The 23,224-nt window shown below is 50.2% G+C and carries 26 protein-coding genes and 2 pseudogenes; 13 read left to right on the top strand and 15 right to left on the bottom strand.

What is annotated here, in order from left to right; genetic code table 11:
• The first annotated feature begins 155 nt into the window (after positions 1 to 155).
• A complete protein-coding gene (locus tag H6F86_RS28325) occupies positions 156 to 1,241 on the top strand; it encodes a DRTGG domain-containing protein (RefSeq protein WP_190453859.1) in 1,086 nt (361 codons plus the stop codon).
• A 98-nt stretch (positions 1,242 to 1,339) separates the two neighbouring features.
• On the opposite strand, the gene H6F86_RS28320 is transcribed toward H6F86_RS28325, so the two are convergent.
• The 7 genes from H6F86_RS28320 to H6F86_RS28290 form a co-directional block, all read right to left on the bottom strand.
• Complete coding sequence (locus H6F86_RS28320) at positions 1,340 to 2,041, bottom strand: response regulator (RefSeq protein WP_190453856.1); 702 nt, start codon at positions 2,039 to 2,041, stop codon at positions 1,340 to 1,342.
• A 9-nt stretch (positions 2,042 to 2,050) separates the two neighbouring features.
• Entirely contained in the window at positions 2,051 to 2,815 is a 765-nt protein-coding gene (gene ftsE / locus H6F86_RS28315) for a cell division ATP-binding protein FtsE (RefSeq protein ID WP_190453853.1), read from the bottom strand.
• A 211-nt stretch (positions 2,816 to 3,026) separates the two neighbouring features.
• Positions 3,027 to 3,380, bottom strand: coding sequence for a hypothetical protein (locus tag H6F86_RS28310; RefSeq protein ID WP_190453850.1), 354 nt, complete (start codon positions 3,378 to 3,380; stop codon positions 3,027 to 3,029).
• Between the two features lie 397 nt (positions 3,381 to 3,777).
• Complete coding sequence (locus tag H6F86_RS28305; protein WP_190453847.1) at positions 3,778 to 4,539, bottom strand: WecB/TagA/CpsF family glycosyltransferase; 762 nt, start codon at positions 4,537 to 4,539, stop codon at positions 3,778 to 3,780.
• Between the two features lie 176 nt (positions 4,540 to 4,715).
• A complete protein-coding gene (gene bioB, locus H6F86_RS28300) occupies positions 4,716 to 5,693 on the bottom strand; it encodes a biotin synthase BioB (protein WP_190453844.1) in 978 nt (325 codons plus the stop codon).
• Positions 5,694 to 5,755: 62 nt separating this feature from the next.
• Complete coding sequence (locus tag H6F86_RS28295; RefSeq protein WP_190453841.1) at positions 5,756 to 6,583, bottom strand: NAD-dependent epimerase/dehydratase family protein; 828 nt, start codon at positions 6,581 to 6,583, stop codon at positions 5,756 to 5,758.
• A 134-nt stretch (positions 6,584 to 6,717) separates the two neighbouring features.
• Positions 6,718 to 7,323, bottom strand: coding sequence for a rhomboid family intramembrane serine protease (locus H6F86_RS28290; protein ID WP_190453837.1), 606 nt, complete (start codon positions 7,321 to 7,323; stop codon positions 6,718 to 6,720).
• Positions 7,324 to 7,517: 194 nt separating this feature from the next.
• Here H6F86_RS28290 and H6F86_RS28285 point away from each other — a divergent pair, with 194 nt between their 5' ends.
• The 5 genes and pseudogenes from H6F86_RS28285 to H6F86_RS28270 all read left to right on the top strand — a co-directional run bounded on the left by H6F86_RS28285 (position 7,518) and on the right by H6F86_RS28270 (position 11,357).
• Positions 7,518 to 7,895: a hypothetical protein gene (locus H6F86_RS28285; protein ID WP_190453834.1), complete on the top strand. Its 378-nt coding sequence runs from the start codon at positions 7,518 to 7,520 to the stop codon at positions 7,893 to 7,895.
• A 9-nt stretch (positions 7,896 to 7,904) separates the two neighbouring features.
• Positions 7,905 to 8,579 (top strand): annotated as a pseudogene (locus tag H6F86_RS31800) (caspase family protein); the annotation flags it as partial.
• Between the two features lie 513 nt (positions 8,580 to 9,092).
• Positions 9,093 to 9,476, top strand: a pseudogene (locus H6F86_RS31795) (Clp protease N-terminal domain-containing protein); the annotation flags it as partial.
• A 180-nt stretch (positions 9,477 to 9,656) separates the two neighbouring features.
• Positions 9,657 to 10,331, top strand: a complete 675-nt coding sequence (locus H6F86_RS28275) for a CIA30 family protein (protein ID WP_190453828.1) — start codon at positions 9,657 to 9,659, stop codon at positions 10,329 to 10,331.
• Positions 10,332 to 10,487: 156 nt separating this feature from the next.
• Complete coding sequence (locus H6F86_RS28270) at positions 10,488 to 11,357, top strand: alpha/beta hydrolase (protein WP_190453825.1); 870 nt, start codon at positions 10,488 to 10,490, stop codon at positions 11,355 to 11,357.
• Positions 11,358 to 11,501: 144 nt separating this feature from the next.
• Here H6F86_RS28270 and H6F86_RS28265 read toward each other — a convergent pair whose 3' ends face one another.
• The gene (locus H6F86_RS28265) at positions 11,502 to 11,597 is read right to left on the bottom strand and encodes a photosystem II reaction center protein Ycf12 (protein WP_190453822.1); all 96 of its coding nucleotides are present in this window, start codon (positions 11,595 to 11,597) and stop codon (positions 11,502 to 11,504) included.
• 342 nt (positions 11,598 to 11,939) lie between these two features.
• Between H6F86_RS28265 and H6F86_RS28260 the strand changes: the two genes are divergently transcribed.
• From H6F86_RS28260 to gshB, 5 genes are all read left to right on the top strand, one after another.
• Positions 11,940 to 12,314: a YkgJ family cysteine cluster protein gene (locus tag H6F86_RS28260; protein WP_190453818.1), complete on the top strand. Its 375-nt coding sequence runs from the start codon at positions 11,940 to 11,942 to the stop codon at positions 12,312 to 12,314.
• Between the two features lie 61 nt (positions 12,315 to 12,375).
• The gene (locus H6F86_RS28255; protein WP_347241260.1) at positions 12,376 to 12,885 is read left to right on the top strand and encodes a TMEM165/GDT1 family protein; all 510 of its coding nucleotides are present in this window, start codon (positions 12,376 to 12,378) and stop codon (positions 12,883 to 12,885) included.
• Positions 12,886 to 12,958: 73 nt separating this feature from the next.
• Positions 12,959 to 13,264: a TMEM165/GDT1 family protein gene (locus H6F86_RS28250; RefSeq protein ID WP_190453815.1), complete on the top strand. Its 306-nt coding sequence runs from the start codon at positions 12,959 to 12,961 to the stop codon at positions 13,262 to 13,264.
• A 64-nt stretch (positions 13,265 to 13,328) separates the two neighbouring features.
• A complete protein-coding gene (gene grxC / locus H6F86_RS28245) occupies positions 13,329 to 13,592 on the top strand; it encodes a glutaredoxin 3 (RefSeq protein ID WP_190453811.1) in 264 nt (87 codons plus the stop codon).
• Between the two features lie 111 nt (positions 13,593 to 13,703).
• Positions 13,704 to 14,702 (top strand): glutathione synthase, encoded by a 999-nt coding sequence (gshB, locus tag H6F86_RS28240; protein WP_190453808.1) that lies wholly within the window; start codon positions 13,704 to 13,706, stop codon positions 14,700 to 14,702.
• Between the two features lie 267 nt (positions 14,703 to 14,969).
• On the opposite strand, the gene H6F86_RS28235 is transcribed toward gshB, so the two are convergent.
• The 6 genes from H6F86_RS28235 to ntcA form a co-directional block, all read right to left on the bottom strand.
• Positions 14,970 to 15,527, bottom strand: coding sequence for a GIY-YIG nuclease family protein (locus H6F86_RS28235; protein ID WP_206756120.1), 558 nt, complete (start codon positions 15,525 to 15,527; stop codon positions 14,970 to 14,972).
• 306 nt (positions 15,528 to 15,833) lie between these two features.
• Positions 15,834 to 16,214: an STAS domain-containing protein gene (locus H6F86_RS28230; RefSeq protein WP_190453800.1), complete on the bottom strand. Its 381-nt coding sequence runs from the start codon at positions 16,212 to 16,214 to the stop codon at positions 15,834 to 15,836.
• Positions 16,215 to 16,472: 258 nt separating this feature from the next.
• Entirely contained in the window at positions 16,473 to 17,519 is a 1,047-nt protein-coding gene (hemF, locus tag H6F86_RS28225; protein ID WP_190453797.1) for an oxygen-dependent coproporphyrinogen oxidase, read from the bottom strand.
• A gap of 226 nt (positions 17,520 to 17,745) precedes the next feature.
• The gene (locus tag H6F86_RS28220; RefSeq protein WP_190453794.1) at positions 17,746 to 18,198 is read right to left on the bottom strand and encodes a pre-16S rRNA-processing nuclease YqgF; all 453 of its coding nucleotides are present in this window, start codon (positions 18,196 to 18,198) and stop codon (positions 17,746 to 17,748) included.
• A 53-nt stretch (positions 18,199 to 18,251) separates the two neighbouring features.
• Positions 18,252 to 19,658: a DUF3084 domain-containing protein gene (locus tag H6F86_RS28215; RefSeq protein ID WP_190453790.1), complete on the bottom strand. Its 1,407-nt coding sequence runs from the start codon at positions 19,656 to 19,658 to the stop codon at positions 18,252 to 18,254.
• A 268-nt stretch (positions 19,659 to 19,926) separates the two neighbouring features.
• On the bottom strand, positions 19,927 to 20,598 hold the full coding sequence (ntcA, locus tag H6F86_RS28210) for a global nitrogen regulator NtcA (RefSeq protein WP_190453787.1): 672 nt from the start codon (positions 20,596 to 20,598) through the stop codon (positions 19,927 to 19,929).
• A 375-nt stretch (positions 20,599 to 20,973) separates the two neighbouring features.
• Here ntcA and fabI point away from each other — a divergent pair, with 375 nt between their 5' ends.
• Positions 20,974 to 21,765 (top strand): enoyl-ACP reductase FabI, encoded by a 792-nt coding sequence (gene fabI / locus H6F86_RS28205; protein WP_190453784.1) that lies wholly within the window; start codon positions 20,974 to 20,976, stop codon positions 21,763 to 21,765.
• Positions 21,766 to 21,830: 65 nt separating this feature from the next.
• Here the strand turns inward: fabI and thrC are convergent, their stop codons facing one another.
• Positions 21,831 to 22,868, bottom strand: a complete 1,038-nt coding sequence (gene thrC / locus H6F86_RS28200; protein ID WP_347241339.1) for a threonine synthase — start codon at positions 22,866 to 22,868, stop codon at positions 21,831 to 21,833.
• Between the two features lie 136 nt (positions 22,869 to 23,004).
• Between thrC and H6F86_RS33020 the strand changes: the two genes are divergently transcribed.
• On the top strand, positions 23,005 to 23,133 hold the full coding sequence (locus H6F86_RS33020) for a hypothetical protein (RefSeq protein WP_277881722.1): 129 nt from the start codon (positions 23,005 to 23,007) through the stop codon (positions 23,131 to 23,133).
• Positions 23,134 to 23,224: the final 91 nt, after the last annotated feature.

The following is a 23,224-nucleotide window of genomic DNA, read 5'->3' as shown; positions in this document are numbered from 1 at the left end:
GATCGATGCTAGTAGAAGCGTTGCTAAATAGCAGGATGTTTTTCGTCCTTGCGACTCTTTTAGGACAGCGCTTTGTTCAGGAACGCTATGAGGGGTTGGCGTGATCGGGCAGCAGTATAGATTCAGCAGTACAGATTATCGTAGGGAGTGAGAGTGTGCCAAAAACCGCCAGATACTTATTAATTGGATCGACCGAAGCCTATAGTGGCAAGTCCGCAACGGTGCTTGGCATTGCTCATTACTTAAAAGCACAAGGGCTAGATTTGGGCTATGGTAAGCCGCTAGGAACCTGCTGGAGCAAAGACGCAACCAGCATTGAAGAAGATGTACAGTTTGTTGCTGATGTGCTGCACTTGCCCGCCGATCGCCTGCAACCGACCATTTTGGCGCTGGATGAGCCGACGATTCAAAGGCGCATTCGAGGTGATGATCGCGTTGACTATCCGCAGGCGCTCAAAAAATATCTTCAAATGCGGGGTCCCGATCTGGTACTGCTCGAAGGTCCAGCGAATCTGGAGGAAGGCAGCCTGTTTGACCTCTCGTTGCGGCAGGTGGCAGAAGGTGTGAATGCCAGAATTTTGTTGGTGGCACGCTTTCACTCACTGCTGATTGTCGGCGCACTCATTTCTGCAAGACGACGCTTGGGCGATCGACTTCTGGGTGTGTTGATCAGTGACATTCCTGAAGACCGTTTTGAAGAAGTCAAAACAACCGTACAGCCGTATCTGGAAGAGCGGGGTATTCCAGTGTTTGGGCTGCTACCGCGCAGCGCCCTACTGCGTAGTGTCAGCGTGGGTGAACTGGTCAGCCAGCTTAAAGCCGAGGTGCTGTGTCGTGGCGATCGGTTGGACCTAATGGTCGAAAGCCTCAGCATTGGCGCGATGAACGTCAATTCAGCGCTGAAGTATTTTCGCAAAGGGCGCAATATGGCAGTGGTTACAGGGGGCGATCGCACCGACATTCAGCTTGCCGCACTGGAAACCTCCACTCAATGCCTGATCTTGACTGGACAAATGCCTCCCTCACCAGCCATTCTCAATCGTGCTGAAGATCTAGAAATTCCCATTCTGTCCGTTGATTTAGATACACTGACAACCGTTGAGATTGTCGATCGTGCCTTTGGTAAAGTGCGCGTTAAGGAACCCGTTAAAGTCGAGTACATCTGCAACTCAATGGCAGAAAACTTTGATGCCGCACGGTTGATGACAGAACTGGGGCTAGAACCTGCGGTAACGGTGTGAGAGTGGGGAGTGGGAAGAGGTGAAGGAGTGAAGAGGGATCTGCTTGCCAGTCGTCTTTCTAACTCATCCTTTATCCCTCATCCTTTATCCCTTCTTCCTCACCGTTGTTGCACTGCCATAGTCACAAGACTAAATAACTCCTGCGGATCGCCAGTACTGCCAAAGGCACCCTGTTCACGTGCTTCAAATTTTAGGCGGGCTTCATTCGAGCTACCGTAGACGATGACGGGTGTCTTGACACCCAGGCGCTGCAACTCTTGAAGCAGCAGATAGCCCGCCGAGTTGGTGCCTGTCTGCCGCATATCAGAAACGATCGCGTGATACGGCACAAGCCGAATTTTTTCTAGTGCGTCCTGTACCGATGGGCAAATGGTAAATGCAATGCCGAGTGCCTCGAGCGATCGGATTTCGTGGGCATTGTCTGCGGGATGATCGTCAACCCAGAGCACTGAGGCAGTGGCAAGCTGTTGGGCTACTTTGGGCTTCATTGTTTGGCTCACCACTGTAGCGATTTCCTTTGCCTCGTTGGCACCTGGAAGCTGGGGTTGATTATGCGTTGCGTCGCCCGATTTGATGGCGGCGGCTGACCCCAACAACACACCTGCTTCAATGCGCCGTTTTGCTGTTGCTTCCAAACCGGAGGCGCCTGCTCTAAAGGTGAATTCGCCTAGGTTGTTGACGAAATTCCGTAGTGGCGCACCAAAGTAAATCAGAATGAAGAGAATCAGCAGTTGCCAGCTTAGTGCCTGCACCAGTGAAATCAGCACTTGTAGCAATTTGGTCAGGTCGTCGATCGTCATCAGCGTTTGCTAGCCTTTCGGGCGATAAAGGTAGCCGTTGCGAAGCTGCACTGCTGGATGGTTGGAGAGGCGAATCAAGCTTTCATCATGGGTTGTGACGATCACGGTAATGCCCACTGAATTTAGCTTTTTGAGAATTTTGATGACCTGCCAGGAGTTTTCTGGATCAAGGTTTCCGGTTGGTTCATCTGCTAGCAAGATGGGTGGTGTGCCTACGATCGCCCGTGCAATGCTGACGCGCTGCTGTTCTCCCCCCGACAACTGCTCTGGAAAGCAATTTGCTTTATGCGTTAAACCCACCATTTTGAGGGCAGGCTGCAAGCGACGATGAATTTCTTTGCGCGGTAGCCCTTGTGCCCAGAGGACAAACGCTACGTTTTCCAGCACAGTACGACGGGGAATGAGCTTGTAGTCCTGAAAAACAATACCAATACGACGGCGCAATTGAGATAGACGATCGCCCCGTAATGTTGTTAGATCGTAGCCGTCTACCCTTACATCACCATCATTGACACGTTCTTCGCCGTACAGCAGCTTCAGCAGTGTTGATTTCCCAGAGCCAGACGGACCTGTGATGAACAAGAAATCGCCCCGCTTAATTTCCAGGTTGAGATTTACCAGTGCCTGACTGCCGTTGTCATAGGTCTTGGTTACTCCTTGCAGCGTGATGATCGCATCTCGCAGCGTGGCACGATCGCCCCCATTCGCAGGGCTGGTATGGGCTGTGGGGATGGCACTACCTCTGGTAGCTTGACCGTTCAAAACCTGAGTCATATGCTATCAACACTCGCAGAATCCACCTATTACACCACAAAAGTCAAAGGATTGGGCTTTCTCATTGATAGTCCGTAATGCCTAGACCGTGGTGAATGATCTCTGAGCGTTCACTCTAAAGTCTCTGAATTCTATAGAAAGAACAGTAGGTTTGCACCATTGCCCTGTGTTCTTGTTGGTATAGCATGATGCAAAAACTCAGTAGTCCAGATTAATCCAGGTAATCCTGGTCTAGGTGTGTCAAATCATGGTAAGCGCTAATCCAGGGTCTGATCTTTGTTTGCCACTTTTCCCGATCGCCGGGTTGTAATTGTTCTGCCTGCGTAATCTGACGATAGGCTTCAATATCTGACGATCGATCCGTTGTTTTCACTAGCTTGCCCTGCTCAAAGGTCAGTTCATAGACGGTTTGATAGCGCGTAGGAGGGTATGTGCCTCGGTATGGAAGTAAAGCCGGTTTGCCATTATCAAGCACGACGCTAATTGTCATCTCTTCTCCAACGAAGCCGTCACAAAGCAGTAGGCTACCTGTAAAGGGTACTGGTTGACTGCATGTATCAGTCATGAAAGACCATGTTTCAAGGCTTACAGTTGTAGTCCTGGTGATGAGTTCGCGGCTAGTACTGAAGAAGCTAGTTCTTCTAGTGTACGAGTTAAGGACAGTGATCGTAGGTCTCTGCCCCAAAATGCTAGGTGCTGCTATATGGGCTGTTGACGAGTCTTTTTCTAAGACAAGAGCGAGCCTGATTAGAAAAAGCGAAGCCCTCACGATCGCGTAGGTGCAGCGACAGCGACACTCCAAATGCTGAGGGACGATCGTCGGTCTAAGCCCCTGTCTTGTGGGATCGATTAAGTCTGATCCAATCTTGCCTAAGAGTATATAGGTGTGTCCCTGGTAAAGCACTAGATCGCTGTGCTGAATGTCTTCCAGTTCAACCACTGTATTTTCCATTGCCTACTTTCTAAGCATGCCCCTGCGTTACCCGATACACTAGCGATCGCCAGGCAAATTGAGGTAACGCTAGCATCCGTCGCCAGCGCCAAGGTTCTTGATACAAGCGATAAACCCATTCCAAATGATTATCGCGCAGCCACCCAGGAGCACGAGTTTTGACGCCTGCCCAAATATCGAAACTGCCACCCACGCCGATCCAAATTGCGTTTGGGCAAAGGTGACGATGTTCAGCGATCCAAAACTCCTGTCGGGGCACACCCAAGCCAACGAGAATGAGTCGAGGCTGAGTCTCCTTTAGCATTTGTAGAAAGTGTGGAGTGTCGGCGGGAGTGAGGTAACCGTGCTGGGTGATGGCGATCGCCAATCCAGGCATTCGCGCTTGTAACTTTTCTGCCGCTTGCTGCGTGACTCCTGGTTTCCCGCCAAAGAAGGCGACCGTACCGAGCGAGGGCGATCGTCCAAACTCGCGCAGCAGTAATTCTGCCAGTTCAATCCCCGGACAGCGTTGCGTCGATCGACCATACAGCTTCAGGTACAGCACAATCCCCGCACCATCAGGGATCACCAGATCCGCTTGCCGAATGATGGTCGCTAACGGCAGATTTTGCTCGGCTGCCATCGTCATTTCCGCATTCAACGTCACCACATGACAGCCCTGCTGCTGCTGTGCACATGAAACTAGCCACCCGGCATAATCATTCAGCAAATGAACAGGCAAACCCAATACTGCAAACGGCTCTGGTGCTTCTAATGGAACAAACTTCTGCACAATGCTGCCTCACGCACTTAGAGATAATTTTCAAACACTAGATTTTACCGTAGAAGTTGTTTGCATCAGGCAGGTTTAACTTTTGGGTTTTGACTTCTTCTATCGCTACTGCCCCTGCTTTGCTTGTCACGTTCACAACGTTATACTCCTGAGTTTTCGCCTTCAGCCCTCAGCCTTTATCCCATCTCCTTCGGCACCATGCCCAGCCGCTGCAACAACTGTTCATCTTGCGTGGTTTCAGGGTTTGGAGTGGTTAACAGCACTGGTCCTGTGAAGATAGAATTAGCTCCCGCTAACAGGCATAGCGTTTGCAGTTCATCGCTCATCTGCAAGCGTCCAGCAGAAAGGCGAACGATCGCCTGTGGAAACAAAATCCGCGTGGTCGCCACCATCCGCACTAGCTCGATGGCATCCACAGGGGGCGTATCTTTGAGCGGCGTTCCGGCAACAGGCACCAGACAATTGATGGGAATCGACTCTGGCACCGGATTAAGCTCTGCCAGTGCTGCTAAAAGGGCGAGGCGATCGCTGACCGATTCGCCCATGCCAAGAATGCCACCGCAGCAAACCGAAATACCAGCGGCGCTAACGGCTTGAATGGTTTCCAGGCGATCTTGATAGGTGCGCGTGGTAATTACCTTGCCGTAGTAATCCGGTGAGGTATCGAGATTGTGGTTGTATGCCGTCAGTCCCGCTTCTTTCAAACGTTTCGCTTGATGGGGTTTGAGCATTCCCAACGTGCAGCAGACTTCCAGTTCCAGTGCCGCAACCTGACGCACCATTTCTAGCACTCGCTCAAACTGGGCACCATCCTTCACCTCTCGCCAGGCAGCACCCATGCAAAAGCGGGTCGATCCATGTGCCTTCGCGGCTTTCGCTTCAGCCAGCACCGTTTCAATATTGGCTAATGGCTGTGGCTCTAGCTCTGTTTTATTGTGAACACTTTGAGAACAGTAGGCGCAGTCTTCAGGACACAGCCCCGTTTTGATATTGCAAAGGGTACAAAGCTGCACCGCGTTGGGATTGTGATGCTCTCGATGGACTTGCTGCGCCTTAAAAAGTAAATCGGGCAAAGGTTGGTGATAAAGGCGATCGATCCGGTCATGCAGCGTTTCTGCGGCAGCATTTAAGGGGTTAGACAGCGCTGTAGTCATAAAAAATCCTATACATTCCTGTAAGGACGGTGTAATGTCCCTACGCGATCGCTTTCGTTAGATTACACCGTCTCCAGGATCTGTGGATAGAGAAATTGATAGCCTGCCTCGCGCAGCTTTTGATTCGACACTCTAGCGTTATACGGGCGAGTGCTAGACTGCGATGCATCCCACGTCACGTTGGGCAACCCGTGAGTCGCAAACAGCCGCTCTAGCAAGGCTCCTGTTGTAGTTGGCACCGTCCCTACCAGGTTGTAGACTCCCGTTAATGACTGCTGCCGCGCAAAGTCGATCGCGCCCACAATGTCATCCAGGTGTACCCAGTTAGCGGCATCCTCCCCGTTGCCTGGTCGCGTGGTGCCTGCTGCCCGCCCAAAAATTTTGGTTAACTCACGCCCTGGACCATAGATACCACCCAAACGCAAAACGCAAACCTTGAGCGCATCACTGGCAGCACTCAGCAAAATTTGCTCTGTCTCTGCTAGAAGCTCACCATTACGGTTTGCAGGCGCAATTTCTGAAGTCTCATCGACCCAACTACCTTGCTGATCGCCATACACCGCATAACTGCCCGTATAAATTACCTGCTGCACTGTTGGAGCATCTTTGAGCGCTGCTACCAATGTTTTTGCCGTTTGCAGATAGGTTTCCTCATAGGCATTCGCATTTGGCGCACCGATACTGAGTAGGACGATCGCTTGATCTTGAAGGAGCGATCGCACTCCTGCCTCATCGTTTCCTTTCACCACTTGCACCCGCTGTGCTACTGACTCTAGGTCAGCCACGCGATCAGGCGTTGTCGTCGTTGCCGTTACTGTCAACGTCGATCGCCACCGTTGAGCAACCGCTTTGCCCACATAGCCACAGCCAATAATTGTTGCGTTTGTCAAAAGCGTTACCAGTTATTCAAAAGGCAGAAGGATGAAGGCAAAAGGCAGAAGATAACGGCTGTATGAACTCAAAGCGTCTTTTGCTTCCCCTGCCTCCTTGCTTCCCCTACTCCCTACTCCCTACTCCCCATTCCCTAAACTCCCGACACTTTCCGCTTCGGTGTTAGCAGTCGTGCTGCCAGCACACCACCCAAAAAGCCGAAGAGATGCCCTTCCCAGGAAATGCCCATCTGTGTGGGTAGTACACCCCAAAGGAGGCTGCCGTAAAGGGTGCCGACAAAGAGCGACATGGCGATCGACGTCATGCTGCGCTCAAAATAACCCCTTGCTAACAGGTAGCCCAGATACCCAAAGACCACGCCACTCGCGCCAATGTGGATTGCAGAAGAGCCAAACATCCAGGTGCCCAAACCGCTGACAAAGGCAGAGACAAGGCTCACCCAAAAGAAATCGCTGGTTTCGCGCAGCATAATCAGCCAACCCAGCACCAGAAACGGCACCGTGTTGCCAATGAGGTGTGCAAAGTTGCCATGCAAAAAGGGCGCAAACAGAATGCCTCGCAAACCAACAACATTACGTGGATAAATGCCGTAAATATCCAGCGTTTGGCGAAGCCCCGCCCGAAACACAAACTGATCAAGAATCTCGACTGCCCACATTACGACAACCAAGCCGCCCAAAATCCAAAGCTGAGTCTTGATCTCCTGGGCAATTGCCTTTTCTTCGCCGCTACTGCTCATGCTCTGCCTCTTGCGTCATACGTTTGTAAGTATTCCCGATCGATCTACACCCGCAGCCAACTACTCTCCGCTATTGTACAAACTCTGCCCAACGATCGCTGTGCTTACAAAACACTCTAGATAGTGATGGCACTGGTAAAAGGGCAGTTGAGTCAATTATCGTGTGTACAGCGATTAATCTCTGAGGCATACACATGGCAGGTGAACCAACCGTTACGCTTACGATCGCCTTTAACGACCCAGAGCTAGACAACGAGGAACTAGAAGCGCAAGCCCAAAACCTGTTAGCTCAAATGCGAGACCTGGATGAAATTGAAACGGTCGATCGCGTGCTTGACCCTAATCCACCAGAGGGTAATAAAGCGATTGGCGGGATGCTGGTCGGGCTACTGATGGCTGAGGTCAGCGTTGCCAACTTTAAGAAACTAGGCGCATTTTTGGGCGATCGGCTGGGTGGTAAGGTGATCGAACTGGAAGTCGAGGCAAATGGCAAGAAGCTGAAGGTTAAAGCTAATAGTCGAGAAGAATTGGGAGCGGCGATCGACGCAGCCCAGAAATTTGTCGCAGGCTAGGAAATAGAAATGGCAAAGGTCGCGCTGCTGATTGGGGTTAGTGAGTATGAACCGGGGTTAAACGGTTTGCCCTCAGCGGTGAACGATGTGATTGCCATGCAGCAAGTGCTGACTAACCCAGAGATGGGCGAGTTTGCTGATGCCGCTGTAACCGTGCTGCAAAATCCCGATCGACAGACGATGGCAGATGCGATCTATCACTTGTTTGCGAACCGCCAGCGAGACGATTTGGTGCTGCTTTACTTCTCTGGGCATGGGGTTGATGACGGCAACGAGTTTTACTTCACTAATCGATTTATCCGCATGGAGCAGGGCAAATTGGTTTCTAGTACGGCTCTAGAAGCTCGATCAGTGCGCGATTGGATGGCACAAAGCCGCTCTCAGCGTAAGGTGATCATTCTCGACAGTTGTTTCAGTAGTGCGTTTGCAAGAGGTGTCACCGTCAAAGATAGCGGCAGCGTCAACCCAGAACAATTTTTGGGCGGTAAAGGCACGGCGATTCTTACTGCCTCAACTCGCTATGCCGAGACGCGTGAAAGTTTAGACCTGTCGGTGTATACCCACTACTTGGTCGAAGGCATCAGGACGGGCGGAGCCGATCACGACGATGACGGGTTTATTGCGATCGAAGAACTTCACACCTACGCCAGCAGCAAGGTGAAAGAAGCGGCTCCAGCAATGACACCAGAGTTCTATCAGGTGAAGGACGGCGACAAGATTCTGCTGGCAAAGTCACCCAAGCATGACCCGCATCTAAAGTATCGCAAACAGGTCAAACTGCTGGCAGAAGAGGATAATGGTGACTTTTCCTTTATCAATCGCCATTATCTAGATGAACTACAGCGTAGTCTGTCTCTCTTGACAGACGATGCTGCCATGATCGAAGCCGAAGAACTGGAACCCTACCATCAGCGTCGAGCCAAGGTTGATCGCTACCGTACAGTGTTTGAAGGCGCTATCGCCAAGCGATATCCCTTAAGCCAGGGCGACCGTCGTGGACTTCAGCGGTTTCAGCAATTGTTGAGTCTGCGTGATGAAGACGTAAGTGCGATTCAAGAACAAGTACTTGATTCTTTTTTAACCAAGTCAGTATCAATACCAGAGACAACTAAACCTGAAAAATCAAATGATATCGAAGGAGAAACTGATAAAAATTTTACTTTTGAGCGGTTCACAGCTAGAGCAATTAAAGTGATAATGCTAGCTCAGGAAGAGTCACGTCGCTTGGGGCACAATTTTGTAGGTTCTGAGCAAATCCTCTTAGGTTTAATCGGAGTAGGTACTGGCATTGCCGCAGAGGTACTTAAGTCGTCAGGTGCCAACAGCCTCAAAGATGTCCGGGCTGAGGTTGAAACGATCATCGGACGAGGTTCTGGCTTGGTTGCAAACGAAACACCATTTACACCGAAAGCAGAGCAAATAATAAAGCAATCTCTAGAAGAAAGTCGTCAACTTGGTCATAACTTAGTTGATACAGAACATCTACTTTTAGGGGTTATTCAGAATGGTGATGGGGTTGCAGGGCGAGTTCTAGAGAACTTAGGTGTGAATCTACAAAAGTTAAGAAGTTTAGTTCTACAGACGATAAAAGGAGCAGGCAGGTAAGCTCATGAAAATCGATCGCCCTTGAGCCAATTATGCAAGGGCGATCGTACTTGTAAGAAGGAGCGATCGCGCTACCCCAGAGACTGAGGACACGGACAGACGATCGGTCATAGTAGAGTGGTAAGCATTCTGTCACCATTTGCGTGATTGATTAAAATGTCTCAGCGCGATCGCCAAATGTGGGATGCCGGACGCTTTTGGCAAACCCTCACTTACTTCGAAACAATTCCTGTTGTTAGCTGGTTCCAAAAAATGGTGTTTGGCTCGACTCCGCCTCCCAATCTGCAACCCCAAGCCGATGTGTTGTTTGACTTTCGCCAATCCAATGCTGCCCTTAACCAAACGTGGGGTGCCCTTGATGATGTTGTCATGGGTGGGGTGAGTAACAGTTCCTTTCAGCTAAACGAAGGGGCAGCGAGCTTTAGCGGCATTGTCTCGACCGCTAATTCTGGCGGCTTTGCCTCCGCTCGTACTCGTAATTTTGAGCCACCGCTAAACTTGGCTGCTTATACAGGTGTGGCACTGCGGGTTAAAGGTGATGGACAACGCTACAAGCTACTACTGCGTGACGAAGATAGCTGGGATAGCCTTGCCTACGCCTATTCGTTTGACACGATCGCCCAAGAGTGGGTGACGATTCAAATTCCCTTCGTGCAGATGGTGCCAGTATTTCGGGCTAAAACTCAGCCCACGGCGCGATCGCTTAACTCGGCTCAGATTCGCTCCTTGCAACTGATGTTGAGCAAGTTTGAATATGACGGAGCATTGAATCTGCACTTTACACCTGGCGCGTTTTGCTTGCGTGTCGAGGCGATCGAGGTTTACAAATAGCCTCAAGGCACTGCATCCATTCCAGGCATGAAAAAGAGCCAGAAGTCAGAACGTTTCTGTAGGCTCTTATTCCAATCCGTTAATGTTAATCCACTTAAACTAGGGCTGACTTAGCTCAGCAAATTAACGGCACTGGGATTAAATAGGAGCACAATATTGGCACTTGATACCGATCGAACCCGCCCGCGTGACCGTCTCAGAGTGCTCTTGCTGGGTAAGTTTTCTGTAGGGCGAGTGGTGCGCTCAGTCCTTTTCATTTACCTGGCGCTCGGTGCTTACGCCTTCTTTTTTGCCGATCACCAGATCTTTCAACCGCAGCCTTCGAGCTATCAGGACGATCGGACAACGCTCAAGCTTACTAGCGCTCCCAATATACAGATTTCTGCTGTCTATCTACCTCACCCCAAGGCAACCTACACTATCCTTTACAGCCACGGTAATGCCGAAGATCTGGGAGATATTCGTCCCCGTCTGACGCAGATCCAGGCGATCGGTGTGAATGTTTTTGCCTATGACTACCGGGGCTATGGCACCAGCCAGGGTAGTGCTTCCGAACAGGCTGCTTATCAAGATATTGACGCTGCCTACCACTACCTCACGACAACGCTAAAGCAGCCACCCAACCGCATCATTGTCTATGGGCGATCGGTTGGTAGCGGTCCTAGCATTGATTTGGCGACCCGTCAGGCTGTGGCTGGGTTGGTGGTTGAAAGCGGCTTCAAATCTACATTTCGGGTGCTTACCCACATCCCTCTTTTTCCCTTCGACAAGTTTCCCAATATCAACAAAATTGGTGCTGTTCCTTGTCCTGTGCTCTTCATTCACGGCACTCGCGATCGCACAATTCCGCTTCAGCATGGGCAAGCACTCTTCGATCGTGCCAATCAACCTAAGACATTCCTCGTCGTGGACGGTGCAGACCATAACGATGTTGAGCAAGTTGCCGGAGAGCGTTACACTCAGGCACTACGAACCTTTATCCAGACACTTGATCAGGCTGCACCAAACCCAAAAAACTCTCAATAAAAAAGCCCGACGTGAATCGGGCTAGTCACTACTCTCTCATATCCGAAAAACGTTCAGGCAAGTACAGCGTTAAAGCAACTGACACGGCTCATTTACAACGTGTGCAGTCAAAAAGCAGGTACTTGCAGAAAGAAAGCTGTTGCTCTAGAGGTCGCCACCACTAGCTGCCAGCAGAAAAATCACAACAGGACCAGCGATAACGACCGCGGCTAACATCGCAAGCTGAATGATCGATTCCATGTCCTTACTCCCTATCAGTCACTAAAATAAACTTGATGCGCGGACGTAACTTTTCCGCAACAACCAAATCTTATCTGGCTGCTTATGCCAGTTCTAAGAAAGTTAACAAAAGTTAAAATAGCAATCAAGCTTGAATCGGTGCACTCTCAGGCGCTTGACCCGTTAAGCTCGACGAAGGGCTATATGGATAAATTGAGTTGCAAACCGTCAGCCTTAACTCCGCACTCAAAACGTGCCAACCTCGAAACGTTCTAACATAAATGGAGGGACGCAAAACCTTATTTTTAGCCATCTTTAGGTACACAAGCCCTCCTTACTCTTCTCCCCTTACCCCTCACTCTCATGCCAACTTGGCGCTGTGTAAAGCAGTGTGGTGCCTGTTGCCACCTAGACCCAACCGATCGACCCGATTTAGAAGACTACCTTTTATCCACAGAACTGGCGCTTTACCTGAGCATGGTTGGCGATGATGGCTGGTGTGTGCACTTTGACAAAGCCACCCGCGAATGCAGCGTTTACGACGATCGCCCCCGCTTTTGTCGCGTCGAACCAGACGTTTTTCAAGATCTGTTTGGGGTGGAACCAACTGAACTGAACGACTTTGCGATCGCGTGCTGCCAAGAGCAGATTGAAGGTGTCTATGGCGATCGCAGTCTGGAGCAGCTTCGCTTCGAGCGTGAGGTTGGCATCGGACCCATTAGCAACATTGACCTTTAGCAATAAGTTGAAGATAATGAAAAGAAAATGAAAGCCAATTCCTTTTCTTTTTAGAGTTGCCGTGGAAGTTTCATCGTCTGCTGTTGACATCACTCCTTTGCTAGAAACGACTCATCTGGTTAAACCGTTTGGCAAAGCTTATCTCTTGACGGAACCAGTATTGATCGAACCAGAACCGTTGCCAAAGACTGAAGGCACGACCCATCATCAACTGATTGACAGCACGATCGCGCCGACTGTTGCCCCTTCTGCAGTGACTGCACCCTCGTCGATCGCTAAAGACGGTGCCAACTCTCAATGGAAAGTGTTTGGCACTACCTTTATCACGATCTTTTTGGCTGAGTTGGGCGACAAAACTCAGGTGGCGACGCTCCTGATGTCTGCTGAGTCTCATGCGCCGTGGATTGTGTTTACAGGCGCTGCTGCTGCGTTGGTGACAACAAGCCTGCTTGGTGTTCTCGTTGGTCAATGGCTATCATCCCGCGTCTCGCCCAAAACGCTCGATACCGCTGCTGGCATCATGTTGGCATTCCTCTCCCTCTGGCTCTTTCTGGATGTTATGAGAATGTAGGGAAGGATTGCGACATGGATTGAAACTCAAAACTTAAAACTTAGAACTCAAAACTTAGAACTCAAAACTTTCTATGGATTGGCATCTTTTAGGCATCAGCTTTATCACGGTTTTTCTGTCGGAGTTGGGCGACAAAAGCCAACTAGCAGCGATCGCCCTCAGCGGCAACTCAAAAGCGCCTCGCACCATCTTTTTTGGTACGGCTGCTGCTCTTTTATTGGCAAGTCTGCTGGGTGTCTTCGTTGGCGAAGGTACTGCTTACTTTCTACCAGCGCGTCTGGTCAAGCTTACGGCGGCCCTAGGGTTTGCGGTGATGGCAATTCGGCTCCTGTTGCCCAAGTCAGATGCTTCTGAAACGTTAGAACGTGTTCCCGAATAAGCTTAGTCTCTACGTTTTTCATCTTCACGCCCTAAAATGAAGACTGAACGCTGGAGTTAAGACTATGGCTGCTAATGTCGAAATTTATACCTGGAGTACTTGTCCCTTCTGCATTCGGGCAAAAGCACTGCTCGATCGCAAAGGTGTCAAGTACACCGAATATTGCATTGACGGCGATGAACCAGCGAGAAGTAAGATGTCTCAACGCGCCAACGGTCGACGTTCTGTACCGCAGATCTTTATTAATAATCAACACATCGGTGGGTGTGATGACATGACAGCGCTGAATGCACAGGGCAAGCTCGATCCACTCCTACAAGCTAGCTAAACGGCAAGCTAGCTAAACTGTTTACCGTTTCCAACCTACAGTCCGCCTACTAACCATGGCTCGACTAATGCTGCCAATCTGACCATTGACCACTGACAAAGGTTAAACCCTGTGAAATTTGCATTCATCATCGACCCGATCCAGCGACTTGACCCTGGGCACGATACCAGCGTTGCCTTAATGGAAGCCGCACAGGTACTTGGGCACGAAGTCTGGATCACGCAGGCAGCGCAACTGAGTGTTGTGGACGGCAAAGCCTTGGCACCGTTAGAGCGTGTTGACCTTACACCTGTAACACTTGTTGAGGGTCTGTGGAGTGCGGCTAACCCCTGGTTCAAGGTGAGCGATCGCGCCCTCTTACCATTAGAGGCAATGGCTGCCGTTTTTATGCGGACTGATCCGCCTGTGACGGTGCCTTACCTTTACGCTACATATATTTTGGACTATATCGATCCTGCTAAAACGTTGGTGGTCAACTCTCCCGCAGGCATTCGAGCCGCCAACGAAAAAATGTACGCGCTGCAATTTGCTGATGCGATTCCAGAAACAATTGTGAGCCAGGATAAGCAGGTGATCCGGCAGTTTGTGGAGCGCAAAGGCGTAGCAGTTTTGAAGCCCCTGGGTGGCAAGGCAGGAGAAGGCATTCTCATCTTGGAAGCGGGCGATCGCAACATTAATTCACTGGTTGAAATTAGTACTAATCAGGGGCAAGTCCCTGTGATGGTGCAAACCTATTTGCCAGAAGCAAAAGATGGCGACAAACGCATTATTTTGCTGGATGGTGAACCGATCGGTGCTGTAAACCGGATTCCCACTGGCAACGAATTTCGGGGCAATATGGCAGTAGGCGGCAGAGTAGCTCAAACCACCATCACCGAAAGAGAGCTTAAAATCTGCGCTCAGCTTGCGCCCACGCTGCAACGTGATGGTCTGGCGTTTGTTGGCATTGATATTATTGGCGGCTACCTGACCGAAGTGAATGTCACTAGCCCTACAGGTATCCGCGAGATCGATCGTCTGGACGACATTCGCTTGGGGCAACAGGTTATCGAGTGGGTTGTCCGCACTCAACAGGCTAGTAATAAAGCGGTCGCAAAAACGCTGGCGTAAATGCTGCTTAGGCAGCCGAAATTTGCGCGATCACTGTTGATGTATTCTTTAAGCCCCAAAACGAATCACCTCTCAAAACAAGATGGACAGCAACAAGCCCCCTGTTGCTGTCCATCTCGCTTGTCTCTTGGTGTTGGTGTCTAAGTGACCCAACCTGTTTCTACGGTAACGAGCGGAAGAGACAATTAGGTAAAGTCGCTATAAAGGGAGGCTAGAAACACGTAAGGCTTTTGTGTCTTTTGCTACCAAGTGCTCCTGTGTTTGGCGCTAACTAATGCCTGTGCCCGTAAACGGAGTGCCCCAAAAAGCCCAGTTTTCCTTATTGAATGGCGATCGCCACTTAGAAATCAGTGCAGACTCTAAGCGTTGGCGATCACGGGTCTGCGTTGGTGCAAGCGACCAAAACGCAATACCTAGCAAGGTTTCGAGCTGATTTTGGTAATGAACCTGCCGATAGTTCAGCAGGTAACGCTTGCAATCATGTTCGCCTTTCCATCGCTGTCCAGACTTCACCGTCTCGCCAACGTAGAGCAGAATTGGTAGGGTGTAGTCAATGACAAAGTAAAGCGCTGCTACACCATGATCGCTCGCTTTCCAGCGCCAGAATTCTGTATTCTGCTGCGGCAAGCTAAACGGATCAAGACTGTCTGGGTCTGCCTTCGGAGCAGGCGTGTCAAATAACGTGCCTTGCTGTAATGGTGGCGCGATCGTCACCTGCTGCTGATAGTGAAAAAGCCGCTGTTTCCATGTCTGCAAGGCTTCAGCGCTAATTCTTAGCCCTTCTGCTGGCTGGGTAGCGTAGCCCAACGTCTTTTGTTCGGACACAGAAAAAAGTGAAAGCTGCTCACGATACTTTGTCAAATCAACTGCTACCTATAGCGTTCTTCTTGTTAAGGGTACGCTACTAGTGAAAAAAAGGCATGCAAAGCGCCAAATTTACGTCAAAGTAGGAGCCTTCGCTACACAAGGAAAATTTGAAAAGCTCCTTTTTCGTTAGAGTATGCCTACTTCCCAAAGAGAGCTCTGCAATGCCATTGCTACGATCGCTCTGCTCAACAGTACGCAAACGAAAACAGACTGCCCAAATTAAAGCAGTCTGCGGCTGTATGATTCCCAGCGAAACAAGTTAACCTAACTCGCAATGCCTCTTGGTACGCCTTCTAGTGCCTCTTGCTCAGTTTCAAAAATCTCAAACACCGAGTCCATCATCGTTACTTCAAACACTAACTTTGCTTCAGGATGAACGTTGCAAATGCGGAAGCTGCCACGTACTTTGTCGGCATCGCGCATTCCAGCAACAAGCGATGTTAATCCAGAGCTATCAATAAAGTTAACCTGACCCAAATTGACGACTACATGGTGGCTGAGCTTAGAAATAGATTCCTGTAGCTTTAACCGAAACTGCCATGCCGTTGTAATGTCAAGCCGCCCCGTAGGCGTTAAAACGATGACAATCGTCCCGTCTTGGGTCGTATGGGTTTTTTGCTCCATGTGAATTGATTTTTGCTCCATAGGGAACACTTACCCTCTCCTAAGAACGGTAGTTATGTTGGTGATTTTAACCGAAGCTTTGCGCTGTGTCTCGACGATCAAGGTCTGTATCAAGCTACATAGCCCCTTTAAGCAATTGTTCCCTAGAGAAAGGCAATAACATCGCCCTTTAAGCAGGACCTGACACACATTACAGGCGTAAACGAGTTAAGTGTGGCCGTCAGACAGCTTGCAATATGGGTGCAAAAAATATCCTACCAGTAGTTTATCCTAGACTTCTTAGGATGGTAATGTCCAGTTGACCCAATCTTGTGGTTTCAAGAAGGTTTCGTAGAGGGCGGCTTCTGGAGTATTAGGTTCTGGGGTATAGCCATATTCCCAACGTACAAGCGGGGGCAGCGACATCAGAATCGACTCAGTGCGTCCGTTAGTCTGCAAGCCAAAGATGGTGCCCCGATCGTACACGAGGTTAAATTCGACGTAGCGTCCACGCCGATAAAGTTGAAAATTGCGTTCACGTTCGCCATATTCGTGTGAACGCCGCCGTTCAACAATTGGCAAATAAGCAGGCAAAAAGGCTGTACCGCAGCTTTGGATAAAACCAAAGAGATCGTCCCAGTTGCGGTTATGGACTGTACCAACAGACTGGCTATGGCGAGCTGCTGCCGTATCGCTTTGAGAACCGGGGTAAGCAACCGGGTAGAGAATGCCCTGCGTATCTTGGTAGTCAAAGAAAATACCGCCAACGCCGCGTGTCTCCTGACGATGCTTCAAGTAGAAGTATTCGTCGCACCAGAGCTTGAATGTAGGGTAATACTCTGGATGGTGGCGATCGCACGCTTGCTTCAGCGTTTGGTGGAAGTGAACCACGTCTTCCGCAAAGGGATAGTAGGGTGTGAGATCAATCCCCCCTCCAAACCACCAAACAGGACCAGCTTCAAAGTAGCGATAGTTGAGGTGAACTGTGGGGATGTAGGGATTGCGTGGATGTAAGACCATCGACGTGCCCGTGGCATAAAACTCATAGCCTCTAGCTTCTGGGCGCTGCATGACGATCGAGGGCGGCAGATCTTTGCCCCATACTTCCGAAAAATTGACGCCACCCTGCTCAAAAACGTCGCCTTCTCGCATCACGCGCGATCGACCACCACCGCCATCTTCGCGTACCCAGCTATCTTCCTGAAACGTTCCATTGCCATCAACTTGTGCTAAACCCTGACAAATCTGATCTTGCAAGCTGCGGAGAAACTGGCTGACGCGCTCGCGCGAATCGGAGGGTGGAAGCGTGGTCGAGGTCGCCGACTCAGAGGTGGAAAAAGCAGTCATAGTCAATTTCGATCGCTCTAAATGCTTTCTTAGCGTACCGTGAATTGTACCTGTAACCAAGACAGTTGAAGATGTGTGAATTAGTGTGAAGGAAAGCGGGAGAAGGGTGAAGCGGTGGAAGGGCAAAGAGTGAAGAATGGAAGGGAAAGCAAAGAGGTTTTTGAATTCATTCTGCCCCCTGCCTTTTGCCTTTTGCCCTCTGCCTTTTGCCTTTTGCCTTCCTCACTTAGTTCACTAAGCGCTCTAAGTATCGTTCTATTAACAAAATGGCAACGATGTCGTCGATTGGGCGCGGGATGGTACGAAACGATTGGGGAATGAGACTGGTTAGCCCCTGAGCTGGGTACATTTGCCAGTAACGATCGCGTGCTTCCAGGCTGCTGTGTCGTTCATCCACCATGATGATGCGAAGTGGATCGGTGAAAGCCTGACCGAGTTTTTGCTTCCAGTCTTTGGCAGTGGTTTGGTCGCCCATAATCAGCAGTGAAATCGGAAATTGTCGACGCAGTGCTTGAATAGTGTTGATCGCAGCCTCTGCTTCAACGACTTGATGGTAGCGCAATGTGCGATCGACCCCAAGCACAGCTAGACCACACTTGCGTCGCCCTGGATCAAAGCCCAAGATCACGGGTTGGTCAGACGCAGGTGGTTCAGTTGGCGCAGAGGAGCTAGAGTGCATGGCATTGTGGAACGACAGAAGAACATCAAAGCAGAGCATTGCAGCACTAGGCGTTAGGGTTTTTGCCTATCAGTTGTTGGTGTATCAGTCGTTGATGTACCAGTCGTCGGTGTATCAGTTGTCGGTGTATCAGTTGTCGGTGTTAGGTTTTTCGTGCGGAGTATCACTCGCCCGTTTTGAACGGCAACTAACTCAAGATTAAGTGGTCCAGCCGTATAGATTACGTCTGCGGCAACCGCCTTTAACTCAACTGTTTGTTTGTACTGCTTTAACTGTTCAACAAAGGTAATGACATCTTGAATGCGCCCGATTTGCACCGAATCAGCTAAAATTCCGAGGTTGCGAGCACGGAAATTAGCACTGGCAAGGAGCTGGTTGATTCGCTGTTGAAGCTCAACATCTGGTGTTGCTGCTGGATTAAGTGAGGTGCCAGCCACAACGTCCCCAGCTAAAAAAACAACCCGATTACGCACGGCATCGGCAAAAACCTGAATCAACTTTTCGCCTACCAGGTAGTTTGCGCTTGAGTAGATGCGAACAATGTAATCTTGTCCATCATCAATTTGTTCAATTAGTTGTTTAACCTCGGCATTTGTAATTTGCACTACTTGTTCGGAGGCTCCTGGTCGCACGGAGCGAAGCGCTGCCTGGTTTGCCTCTCGTAAGATTTGATCAACTGCTTGTTTGGCGGTCGCTGAGTTTGTTGTCCGAATAGCGACAGACGCAAGCACTTGACCACGCTGAATCGCAACATTGCCGATGCGCAAGCCCTCTGCTGTTAACCGCAACCGTTGAACATCTTGAACTAACGCTTCTTGCTGCTGTTCAAGGTCTTTGAGGCGGGCTTCACGCTGTTGAATGATCTGGTCTCTTGCTCGCACTTCTTGTTCACGTTGACCAATGACCTGATCGCGCTGTGCCTGCAATTGGCTAATCTCTGACCGCAGTCGGAGTGCCTGTTGTGAGACGATCGTCAGCCGACTTTGGGTGCTGCTAAGTGCAGCCTGCGTTTTGGCTGTTTCTGCCTGGGCACGCGATCGCTCAGTGATTGCCCCTTTTAGTGATTGATTGGTCTCGGTCAGTTGCTTCTTTGCCGTGGTCAGTTGCTTCTTTGCCGCTTCGCGATCGGTACGCGATTTTGTTAGTTCGCTCTCAACTTGCCCTTTCTGGCTTCTAGCTTGCTCTAGCTCAGTGCGAGTATTTCGCAAACGGCGTTGAATAGTGCCGAGCTCAAAAAGACCGGTTCGCAGTTGGTTGCTGGCAGCAATCAAAACCCCTAGCGTAGAAGCTGAAATGAGAATACCCGTCATGATAGTGACAAGCGTGGCAGTCTTTCGAGGACGCAGCTTGAATAAACTAAGGCGAGCTTTGCCCACACGAGTACCGATGCGATCGCCCAATGTGGCAATTACCGCACCAAGTATCAGCACTGCCACAATCAGAATTTCGCCGCCGGACACACTTATACTCCCACAAGCCCCACTTCTACAGCACTATGAAGCTGTTGGGACGAATTCACATACAGCGTACCTTAACTCGTTAAATTCTGTAGCGCGTTGTGAAATTCGTAACTGTGAAAGATGTGAGGAGCAAGAAGTGAGGAGGAAGGGGATCATGAGGTAAAGCAATGAGGGTTACAAGGCTTAAACAAATACCTATCAGTCCTCCCGTGCTGGTCTTTCCCTGCAAGTCGATCGCTTCTGACAGGCTGACTCTCTCTGCTAAGAACTAAGTAAATTGCTGACTCAGCGTCACTGGGTTATGCACCGTAATTTTCTTCTTGTGGATTGAAATCATTTTGTCTTGTCGCAGATCTCCGAGTAAACGAGTCACTGTTACGCGGGTTGAACCGATCGCCTCTGCAATCGCCTGATGGGACAATTTGAGGTCGATCGTAATGCCATCGTTTGTTGGCATACCAAAATCGCGGCACAGAATCAGCAAAAAGCTCACCAAGCGAGACCCCATATCTCGATGTGCCAGCGTTTCAATCATCATCTCCGTTTGCAGGATGCGCGATGAGAGACCACGGAGCAAAATCATGGATAGCTCAGGGTTATCCTTTAGCGCTTTCTCGACCTGCTCGATCGGAACTGAAAGCAGTTCTACAGGTGTAAACGCAACAGCATGATAAAAGCGATCGGACTTATGCCCCGTGATGAGCGACAGCACACCAAACACGCTATTTTCTCGTAGCAACGCGACCGTGATTTCCTCACCCGCTTCGTACACTCTAGAAAGCTTGACCGCACCGCGCACCAGAAAATACACACGCTCTGCCGGGTCGCCTGGAAAGAAAATAGTCTTACCCCGTTCAAATGTCTCAACAACGGGTGGAAAAGCACCACCACCCATTTGTCGAAATACTGATGCCAGCGGTCTATCTTGCGTCACTACCATATCCCCTTACCTGGTGCTCCCACATTACCCGCTCACACTGTTCAGCCTATGCCGTCCAGCCCACACGACAGAAGACAAATTGAGACGATCAAGAGTTTGTAACTTAGAACACTTAAACTCACTCCAGTCGGCTTTTTTGTGCCTGATGTTACACATTCTTCTGTAGATAGTCACATTAAGCGCCTGACAGCCACTTAGCGGACTCCCTACCCCAGTGTGAACGCAAAAGCAGCGATCGCTTCAAATTACCCTAACAAGAACAAAATAACTCAACAAATTTCAGCGATCGACGACCGTTCAGCGGCTCACTACCCTTGATGCTCCATCTTTGAGTATTCTTGAAGCACTCGAAGTTGCTGTTGAAGATAGATCGCCATGCTAGACCTGACCGGAAAAAATGCCCTTGTAACTGGCATAGCCAACAATCGCTCGATCGCCTGGGGCATTGCCCAACAGCTCCACAAAGCAGGCGCAAACATTGGCATTACCTACTTACCCGATGACAAAGGACGCTTTGAAAAGAAAGTGGCTGAGCTGGTAGAACCATTGCAGCCCAGCCTCTTTGTACCTTGCAACGTTCAGAATGATGCTCAAGTCGAAGAAACATTTGCCACTGTCAAAGAGCAATGGGGCAAACTCGATATCCTCATTCACTGCCTTGCCTTTGCCAATAAGGAAGACTTAACTGGACATTTTGTGGATACGTCTCGTGACGGCTTTGCTACAGCGTTAGATATTAGCGCTTACTCATTAGTCAAGCTCTGTGCAGCAGCAAAACCATTGATGACAGAGGGCGGCAGCATCGTCACGTTGACTTACCTGGGCGGCGTGCGGGTCATCCCAAATTACAACGTGATGGGCATTGCCAAAGCCGCGTTAGAAATGAACGTGCGCTATCTTGCTGCTGACCTTGGCGTTCATAACATTCGTGTCAATGCCATTTCAGCCGGACCTATTCGCACCCTTGCCTCCTCAGCCGTGGGTGGCATTCTCGATATGATTCACCATGTTGAGCAAGTAGCACCCCTGCGCCGGACGGTTACACAGATTGAGGTCGGCAACGCTGCCACATTCCTTTGTAGCGACTTGTCAAGCGGCATTACCGGGCAGATTCTTTATGTTGATGCTGGTTATGAAGTGATGGGAATGTCGGAAGCAAAGGGCTAGGCGAGCAAAGGATAAGGGCTGGAGACTGAAATTTAGCCCTTATCCTTCAGCCTTCAGCCTTCTTTCTAAAACCCCATTGCCCGCGCTACTGTATCCAACACTGGCTCAATGCCCAGACGAAGCTGGTTTTGGCTGTGCTTGATGGCAGTATCAGGATCTTTGAGTCCATTGCCTGTAAGAACGCAGACGACTGTAGCGCCAGTGGGAACTTGCTCTTTGACCTTTAGCAGCCCAGCCACCGAAGCCGCGCTAGCAGGTTCACAAAAAATACCTTCCTCAGATGCTAGTAGGCGATAAGCGTCTAAAATTTCAGCGTCAGTAACGGCAGCAAAACTGCCCTGGCTCGCGTGCTGTACCGCGATCGCCCGATCCCAGTTCGCTGGATGCCCAATCCGAATGGCAGTAGCAAGAGTGTCTGGTTGTTCAACAGGCTGCCCAGTGACAAAGGGCGCAGCTCCAGCAGCTTGGAACCCCATCATGCGAGGTAACTTGGCGCAGCGCTGTGCCTGGTGATACTGGCAAAAACCCATCCAGTAAGCAGTGATGTTACCTGCATTGCCAACTGGGATACAGAGCCAGTCTGGTGCGTCTCCCAACGCATCCACAATTTCAAAAGCGGCAGTTTTTTGCCCTTCTAAGCGATAAGGGTTTACCGAATTGACCAACGTAACGGGATAGTGCTCAGACATCGTTCTCACAATACTCAATGCCTGGTCAAAATTGCCCTTAATTGCTAATACCTCTGCACCATAGAGTAACGCCTGCGCCAATTTTCCTAGCGCTACGTAGCCCTCAGGGATCAAAACGAACGCTTTCATGCCACCGCGACGAGCGTAAGCAGCAGCAGCAGCAGAGGTATTGCCTGTGCTGGCACAAATTACCGCTTGCGCGCCTGCCTCTTTTGCTTTAGAGATCGCCATTGTCATGCCCCGGTCTTTGAAGCTCCCGGTGGGGTTTAGACCGTCGTACTTTACAAGAACCTTTACTTGCCTGCCAATTTGAGCCGCGATCGCAGGCGCAGGGATCAACGGTGTATTGCCTTCATGCAGTGTCACTACGGGCGTTTGGTCAGTAACAGGCAGATAGGGGCGATATGCTTCGATTAACCCGTGCCAGCCTGCTTTTGCTGCTTGAGCAACAGGTCCAGAGTGAGCAGATGGCTGTGCGGGAGAGCGATGGGAGTCAGCAGGCAAAACAGTGGTCACAGGCTTTACGCGATCGAACTAAGCGGGTTTGCAGATGACAATCCTTGCGGCTGTTAACCCTACCTATGGCGATCGACGTTACGTTGATCGAGTATGGTTTGGTCAGTCGAAAGTGACGTCAATCTCAGTTTACCCCGAACGCTCCTTTTACCACGATCGCTAGCGATCGTGGTTACGACATCTTCCTTTCAGGCGGGGCGGCACTAGTGCTTCTGCAATGGTTTTTGATTGCCAGGCAATTGTCAAATGTCAAA

Source organism: Phormidium sp. FACHB-592 (genome assembly GCF_014695795.1).
Taxonomy (GTDB): Bacteria; Cyanobacteriota; Cyanobacteriia; order Leptolyngbyales; family Leptolyngbyaceae; genus Stenomitos.
The sequence above is the reverse complement of the archived record's forward strand: the minus strand, read 5'-3'. Positions and strand labels throughout refer to the sequence as shown.

Bases quoted from the DNA above. Each gene is read 5' to 3' on its own strand.
- H6F86_RS28250 (WP_190453815.1), top strand. From the start codon at position 12,959: ATGGATTGGCATCTTTTAGGCATCAGCTTTATCACGGTTTTTCTGTCG.
- bioB (WP_190453844.1), bottom strand. From the start codon at position 5,693: ATGACTACAGCGCTGTCTAACCCCTTAAATGCTGCCGCAGAAACGCTG.
- ftsE (WP_190453853.1), bottom strand. From the start codon at position 2,815: ATGACTCAGGTTTTGAACGGTCAAGCTACCAGAGGTAGTGCCATCCCC.
- H6F86_RS28260 (WP_190453818.1), top strand. From the start codon at position 11,940: ATGCCAACTTGGCGCTGTGTAAAGCAGTGTGGTGCCTGTTGCCACCTA.
- H6F86_RS28285 (WP_190453834.1), top strand. From the start codon at position 7,518: ATGGCAGGTGAACCAACCGTTACGCTTACGATCGCCTTTAACGACCCA.
- grxC (WP_190453811.1), top strand. From the start codon at position 13,329: ATGGCTGCTAATGTCGAAATTTATACCTGGAGTACTTGTCCCTTCTGC.
- H6F86_RS28275 (WP_190453828.1), top strand. From the start codon at position 9,657: ATGTCTCAGCGCGATCGCCAAATGTGGGATGCCGGACGCTTTTGGCAA.
- hemF (WP_190453797.1), bottom strand. From the start codon at position 17,519: ATGACTGCTTTTTCCACCTCTGAGTCGGCGACCTCGACCACGCTTCCA.
- H6F86_RS28265 (WP_190453822.1), bottom strand. From the start codon at position 11,597: ATGGAATCGATCATTCAGCTTGCGATGTTAGCCGCGGTCGTTATCGCT.
- ntcA (WP_190453787.1), bottom strand. From the start codon at position 20,598: ATGGTAGTGACGCAAGATAGACCGCTGGCATCAGTATTTCGACAAATG.
- H6F86_RS28320 (WP_190453856.1), bottom strand. From the start codon at position 2,041: ATGACGATCGACGACCTGACCAAATTGCTACAAGTGCTGATTTCACTG.
- H6F86_RS28220 (WP_190453794.1), bottom strand. From the start codon at position 18,198: ATGCACTCTAGCTCCTCTGCGCCAACTGAACCACCTGCGTCTGACCAA.
- H6F86_RS28230 (WP_190453800.1), bottom strand. From the start codon at position 16,214: ATGGAGCAAAAATCAATTCACATGGAGCAAAAAACCCATACGACCCAA.
- H6F86_RS33020 (WP_277881722.1), top strand. From the start codon at position 23,005: ATGACAATCCTTGCGGCTGTTAACCCTACCTATGGCGATCGACGTTAC.
- H6F86_RS28310 (WP_190453850.1), bottom strand. From the start codon at position 3,380: ATGACTGATACATGCAGTCAACCAGTACCCTTTACAGGTAGCCTACTG.
- H6F86_RS28290 (WP_190453837.1), bottom strand. From the start codon at position 7,323: ATGAGCAGTAGCGGCGAAGAAAAGGCAATTGCCCAGGAGATCAAGACT.
- fabI (WP_190453784.1), top strand. From the start codon at position 20,974: ATGCTAGACCTGACCGGAAAAAATGCCCTTGTAACTGGCATAGCCAAC.